The sequence below is a fragment of the Geobacillus sp. B4113_201601 genome (assembly GCF_001587475.1).
Lineage (GTDB): Bacteria > Bacillota > Bacilli > Bacillales > Anoxybacillaceae > Geobacillus > Geobacillus icigianus.
This window is the reverse complement of record NZ_LQYX01000042.1, coordinates 1-5,319: the sequence shown is the minus strand read 5'-3', so window position 1 is coordinate 5,319 and position 5,319 is coordinate 1. Positions and strand designations below refer to the sequence as shown.

Here is a 5,319-nt window from a genome sequence, read left to right as displayed (position 1 = left end):
GGCAAGCTTTTTTTCTTCCAACCGTTGAAACTCAAGGGAAAACCGTGAGTGTGGAGGATAAACTTTTGACAATACCCAATCATACGAGGGGAGAAGAATATGAAAAAACAGCTATTATGGTCATTTCCTTTTGTTCTGTTCTTTCTTTTTGCATGTATGGCGGAACCATCCGTAGCAGCAAAAAAGGAACTAACGAACCAAGAAATTATGAATAAAAGCCGAGCTAAATTTAATTTGTGGGACAAGGATGGCAAGCTTTATAAAGCCTATCTCTATTCAAGTAGTGAAAAGGTGAGCTATAAAACTCAAAATAAGAAAAAATACCGTGTATATACTGGAACCTATATGCTAGCTTTATTTGATCAAACTGGCAAGAAAAAGTTGTCAACAATTAACACGAATATTAAAACTTATTCATCTGCACCTATTTTAAATACTGGCACGTTAAAGGTGTTTCCTCATAAGAAAAATCAGCCTAGTTTAATTGGTATTAAAGAAGAAATACTTCCACCTGTGAAAAAGCTCATTGACTTCGATACGCTCTACTATGTTCATAAAGGAAAATTGCTGAAAGCAAGGGTAAAGATGGATCAAGAAGAGATTACCTTTTTAAACCATGATAAACTGTTAAATAATAAAGCCAATCAGTTTACCGGTTATATGAGCATACAAGGCGAAGGCACGATAGAGTGTAAATGGCTATTTAAGCCAGAGACAGGAGAGATGGACGTAACTTCTTTCCGATTAATCAAACTAGACGGAACGATTGTAAATTATCCTATTTTCTCATATGTGAAAGAAATACAATTGAAAGATAAATCCTTAGAAAAGGCTGTTCGAAAAAAATTGAATAAGCCGACTGGACCGTTAACGTTAAGGGACTTGGACACACTAAAATCGCTGCAAGCCGAATATTTCGGAATAACCGATTTAAGCGGGCTTGAGTATGCCAGAAATCTGGAGAACGTTAATTTAAGCCACAATGGATTGGATGAGAACGATTTCTGGGTGTTTAACTGGAAATCGAAAATTAGACAGTTAGATGTATCATCCAATCGTATAAAAAAGATCGATTTTCTTTATGGGATGAACAATCTGACTCATTTGAATATTGGTGACAACACAATTACGAATATTCAGCCTCTTAGCGCATTAAGTAATTTAAAGGATTTGAGCTTATATGCAACCGATGTAAAAGATTTAACACCAATTGCTCATTTAAAACGCTTAGTGGCTCTTGATATTAGTAGGACAGACGTAACAAATTTTCTTCCTGTAAAAGGGCTAACATCACTTGAAACGCTTTGGATGGAGAAAGTGGATGTCGATTCTTTTACATTTTTAAGCAAACTGACAAATTTAAAAACATTAAATATCGACGATACTTTTTATGGAACAGACGATCGAATTGATGGCTCGCCCTTGAGTCATTTAAAAAAATTAGAAAATCTTTATATGAACAGAGTTTTCTTTAAAGATTTCACTTTCCTGCAATCGATGAAGAAGCTCAAAAAACTCATAGCCCCTTTCTCTAATCTATCAACGAACGATGTAAAAGCGAACATTGCACTGGAACATCTCGAAATACAGACAGCAGACTTGTCAGGACTCGCTCATTTAACGAATTTAAAATATTTAGATATTTCAGATGGAGGGGTGTCAAACATTGAACCGTTATCTAAACTTGTCAATCTAACAGCTCTTGATGCTTCTAGCAATAAAATTGAGGACATCACACCTATATCCCAATTACCTAAGCTTGAAAGGCTGAATTTGCACGATAACTATATAGAAAGTTTGCCTGTATTGAAACTTCCAAGCCTAACATCATTGGACATTTCAAATAATTTACTTACAGACATTCAGCCATTAGAATCACTGACAAAACTTAAGGTGCTATCAATTGACGGAAATCATATAAGGGATTTTACTCCGCTAAGAAAATTGCCATTAGAAAAACTTGATGTATCAGAAGAAGGAAAAGCTTCTACTTCGCTAATAAAAGACAAAGAACTAGAAAGAGTATTGCGAGAAGCTCTGAACAAACCAACAGGAGAAATAACAGAGAATGACTTAGGAAGGATCAACGAACTGTCCATTTTACAAGAAAATGTACAATCTCTAGAAGGACTGCAGTATGCCAAAAATCTTACAAGTTTACGTATTTCGTTTACCTCTATAAGCGATTTGAGCCCTTTACGAAATTTAACGAAGTTGGTATCGTTAGATTTAAGGAACAATAAGATAAAAGATATTGAAGCCTTAGGTCAACTGGTAAACTTAGAGGAATTAGATTTAAGCTATAATAGAATAGAACAAATTGATCCATTGGTTACGCTCACTAAACTGAAAAAGTTGACGTTGAGCGGCAATAAAATCAGCAATATCGAGGTTTTAGCTCATTTAAAAAATTTGCAAATATTGTCGCTTAATCAAAATCAGATTCGCCATGTAGATGCTCTAAATCAGCTTTTTATGCTTAAAGAGCTTGACCTTGGCAGCAATCAAATACAGGAAATTTCCTTCGAGCGGCTTGAGAAGATGGAATGTCTTTACTTAAATGATAATCCGCTTCATTCTATAGCATCGTTATCAAATATGAAAAATTTAGAGGTTCTTTATTTTAATGGAACGAAAGTAGATGATATTTCAGTGCTTTCCAAGTTGAAAAAACTCAAGTTAGCGAGTTTTACCATGAGTTCAGACCCATCTGAAAATCAGATAGTAAATGAATTGCTTAATCGGGGAGTCACCATCTATATCAATGATATCCTTTTTTCGTTAGAAAGATAAGGAAGATTAGAAAAACTGATAGAAAAAGGCGGGTTCATCCGCCTTCAGTTTTTATAAAGGATGACGAAGCCGCCTTTTATTTTCCATGATCTAAGAGACAAACAAGGTATCCATAGGCGACATAGAGATGTTTTTTGATCACATCAATGGGAATCTCTTGCTCCGCAGTGTCATCGCTGATCCTAGCCATGCTGTATTCTTTTCGCAATCCAAGAAGCGGAACGGATGTCACGCATACATCGGTCGAGCCGGCTTCTTCTTGAGCGCGGAAAGCCTCTCGGTCTCCAGATAGATCTTGCTTGTTCCCGGCGTCTTGTTCTTTCACAAGGAAAATTGTGTCGGTGTTCATAAAACAGCCAACAATCCGTTCTTATTATTACTCGATCCGTCCATTTTTCGCCAAAAGGCAACGACCAAATTAGGCAAATAATTGTTTCCAAACGGGAAACGATAAAGGGAAAGGAGGAGATTGTGGATGATTGAAATTCCGTCGAGGCTGGAAGGAAAACAGTTTTCGTTGCATCAGCTCGAACAAACACTCAAGCCGTTCGGCTATGAGATCGGCGGCGGTTGGGAGTATGACCACGGCTATTTTGACTATAAAATCGCCGACCATTTAGGCTACCAATTTTTGCGCGTGCCGTTTCAAGCGGTCGATGGGCAGCTCGATTCGCATGGCACAACGGTCGAGCTCGGGCGTCCGTTTTTGCTTGCCCATAAATATCAGCGCGGCATCGATGATTTTGCGGATGTGGGCAACCTTACGGCGTCGTTCGACCAGTTTGCTGAACCGCAAGACCCGGATGCGACCGTTCCAGAGCCGTTGATTTCCGTCGGCAAAGCGCTCGTTCAAGAGTTGGAGCGCCGCCTGCTCGATTAAGAAACGAGCACGAACAGGCGGTCGTCTTTTTCAATCAGGCGCTGCGGCCGGATGGATAGGCTTCCACTATCCCCGCAAACGACGCCAAGCAGCGCGATGTGTTGGGCGAGCAGCTGCTGTTGGACAGCGGCAAACGGCTGGCCGATTTGCTGCTCGGTTGGAGGGAGAAGGCGCAGCGTTTGTTCACCGAAGCGGCCCAACATCCGTTCGAGCGAGCTAGCCGTTCCGGGCGAGTAGAGGCTAGCGGTCATGGCGGCGCTCGCCAACAAGTTAGTTTGGATCACTTCATCCGCTCCGGCGCGAAACGCGTTCGGGACATGGCGGGCGGTCAAGATTTCTACGATGGCATACACGGACGGATTGAGGCTCTTGGCGGCCAGCAATGCAACGATCGTATCTCGGTCGGCTTCCTCTTCCGCTTTATGTGGATCGGCGGTAATCAGCACAAAGCGGGCATGGCTGAGGTTCGCTTTTTCAAGGACAGCATCGTCGTGCGCCGCCCCTTTAATGAAGTGGACGGGAATGTGTGGAAGCGGATGGGACGGCACCGTGGCATCGATGAGGACCACACGCGACGGCGGGTCTTGTCCGGCCAAACGCAGCAGCATTTCCCGCGCCCGTTCGTTCCAGCCGACTATAATGATATGCCCGTGTTCTTTGTACGCTAGCTGTCCGTTCGTGTGTGCCGTTTCCCGCGTGGCGGCGGCAGCCGACACCGAGGAGAAATAGGCGCCGATAATGCCGGTACCGACAGCAATCAGCACGATGGCCGCCAGTTTCCCAGCAACGGTTTCCGGAACGATATCGCCATAGCCGATCGTCGCTGCTGTCACGATCGCCCACCATACACCGTCAAACATCGTGCGGAACGTTTGCGGTTCAATGAGAGGCATGAACGCTCCAAACATGATGATCGTGGCGCTGGCCGTGACTAGTAACCGAAGGGCGGTTGACATCCGCCAATAGGAAACAAGCCAACTCCTTACCCTCATGTTCATCCCTCACTTCAGCGATTTCTTCTTTAGTGTGGACGGTTTTGGCATAATCATTCCTGTTTCTTCCCATACTAGGAAACGAACGATCCATGGAAAGGGGACCATCGGTTATGGACATGAACCGTGTGAAACAAATCGTTTCATCACCGGCGGATATTCCCGTTTACTACAACGGGGTGTCGGTCTGGATTGACGGGTATAACGAGGAAACACAGATGGTGACCGTTCATTTGCGAGACGGTCGTCTTCATGAACGCCGGGATGTGCCAGCGGCCGAGCTGGAAGAAAAGGAAACAGCAGTCGACTGAGGAAATGGACGGCAAGCGCATCGCGGCGGCTTTCTTTTCGGGGCGCCGCCGCGATGACTTCGTTTTCCTTCTCATCGAAACAATGGGGAGCGTAACAGCGGTTTTCCGTCTCGAATCCGCCCTCGCATGACAAGAGGGTGGATTTTTGTGTTTTCCGTGAAAATGCAGGACTGGCGTAGGATTTTCGTCCCCGGGTGGAGGGCAGATCACGCTGCCCATGGATCTTTTCTGTGAAAATCCCGTCGGCAAGCGTTGATTTTCATCCCCGGGTGGAGGGCAAAACGTTGCCCATGGATCTTTTCCGTGAAAATCCCCACCACTGGGTGAGTGCTGTATACGCTCC

General features: G+C 43.7%; 5 protein-coding genes. 3 read left to right on the top strand and 2 right to left on the bottom strand.

Annotated features, from left to right (window positions below; translation table 11 throughout):
* The first annotated feature begins 99 nt into the window (after window positions 1-99).
* Window positions 100-2,793 carry a leucine-rich repeat domain-containing protein gene (locus tag B4113_RS07005; RefSeq protein ID WP_061912364.1) on the top strand — a complete coding sequence of 898 codons (2,694 nt, stop codon included), beginning with the start codon at window positions 100-102 and terminating at the stop codon, window positions 2,791-2,793.
* 76 nt (window positions 2,794-2,869) lie between these two features.
* Here B4113_RS07005 and B4113_RS07000 read toward each other — a convergent pair whose 3' ends face one another.
* Window positions 2,870-3,142: a hypothetical protein gene (locus B4113_RS07000; protein ID WP_061912363.1), complete on the bottom strand. Its 273-nt coding sequence runs from the start codon at window positions 3,140-3,142 to the stop codon at window positions 2,870-2,872.
* Between the two features lie 126 nt (window positions 3,143-3,268).
* Between B4113_RS07000 and B4113_RS06995 the strand changes: the two genes are divergently transcribed.
* Window positions 3,269-3,673 (top strand): YugN-like family protein, encoded by a 405-nt coding sequence (locus B4113_RS06995; protein WP_061912362.1) that lies wholly within the window; start codon window positions 3,269-3,271, stop codon window positions 3,671-3,673.
* On the opposite strand, the gene B4113_RS06990 is transcribed toward B4113_RS06995, so the two are convergent.
* Entirely contained in the window at window positions 3,670-4,665 is a 996-nt protein-coding gene (locus tag B4113_RS06990; protein ID WP_061912361.1) for a TrkA family potassium uptake protein, read from the bottom strand. The two genes, B4113_RS06995 and B4113_RS06990, sit on opposite strands and share 4 nt — an antisense overlap.
* A 113-nt stretch (window positions 4,666-4,778) precedes the next feature.
* On the opposite strand from B4113_RS06990, the gene B4113_RS06985 reads away from it, so the two are divergent.
* On the top strand, window positions 4,779-4,976 hold the full coding sequence (locus tag B4113_RS06985; protein ID WP_033019306.1) for an H-type small acid-soluble spore protein: 198 nt from the start codon (window positions 4,779-4,781) through the stop codon (window positions 4,974-4,976).
* Window positions 4,977-5,319: the final 343 nt, after the last annotated feature.

Excerpts from the sequence above, each read along its gene's own strand:
- B4113_RS07005 (WP_061912364.1), top strand. The coding sequence starts at position 100 with ATGAAAAAACAGCTATTATGGTCATTTCCTTTTGTTCTGTTCTTTCTT.
- B4113_RS07000 (WP_061912363.1), bottom strand. The coding sequence starts at position 3,142 with ATGAACACCGACACAATTTTCCTTGTGAAAGAACAAGACGCCGGGAAC.
- B4113_RS06995 (WP_061912362.1), top strand. The coding sequence starts at position 3,269 with ATGATTGAAATTCCGTCGAGGCTGGAAGGAAAACAGTTTTCGTTGCAT.
- B4113_RS06990 (WP_061912361.1), bottom strand. The coding sequence starts at position 4,665 with ATGAGGGTAAGGAGTTGGCTTGTTTCCTATTGGCGGATGTCAACCGCC.
- B4113_RS06985 (WP_033019306.1), top strand. The coding sequence starts at position 4,779 with ATGGACATGAACCGTGTGAAACAAATCGTTTCATCACCGGCGGATATT.